Below are 608 nucleotides of genomic sequence, written 5' to 3'. Positions count from 1 at the left end.
GTTCTGCGCAAGTCGAGTGGCGAGGGCTTGGTAGCTGTATAACCCGCGCCGAGGGTCCAGGACGAACTCAGGTGTGCCTCCCAGAATGAACCCAAGTCCTTCGGTGTTGCCCTGCAGGGAATCGTTGAGGATCCGCAGAATCTGCTCATAGTTGCCGTCGCGCCCTTGCTTGTTGGCCATCTTGTAGAGGTTGACCATCTCGTCAAGATTCACCAGCAAGCCCGCGAAACCGGCCAGGCGCACGAAGCGCCCCATGAGCTTCAGTTGGTCATAGACCGCGCCATCGTCCACGATGGAACGCACTCCGAGTGCCTGCCGCGCGTCAGTCTTAGTGGCGAACTCGCCGCGAAGCCATCGGACGGCATCGGATTTGAGTTGCTCGTTGTCCTTTTCCACGCCGCGGCAGTACGCGGCGATGACGTCTGCAAAGTCGTACCCGTTCACGAGTTCCGTCAGGCTATCGAGCTTGCGCCTGATCACGACCTCCGATTCGACGCCTTCTTGCTTGGCTTCGGCCTGAGCAGTGGAGATGAACTTCTCCACAACGCCCGATAGAGCACCACCTTCCGGCCGCGTGCGAGTTGCCACGTTGCGCATCAGCTCCGCGT

General features: G+C 60.2%; 1 protein-coding gene. It reads right to left on the bottom strand.

Going from position 1 to position 608, the window contains the following annotated elements; genetic code table 11:
• On the bottom strand, nucleotides 1–597 hold a 597-nt coding region (locus AC1DTN_RS38400; protein WP_477925435.1), incomplete at its 3' end, for a BREX system ATP-binding domain-containing protein.
• Nucleotides 598–608 lie beyond the last annotated feature (11 nt).

Source organism: Rhizobium sp. 01T444 (genome assembly GCF_056398305.1).
The sequence above is the reverse complement of the archived record's forward strand: the minus strand, read 5'-3'. Positions and strand labels throughout refer to the sequence as shown.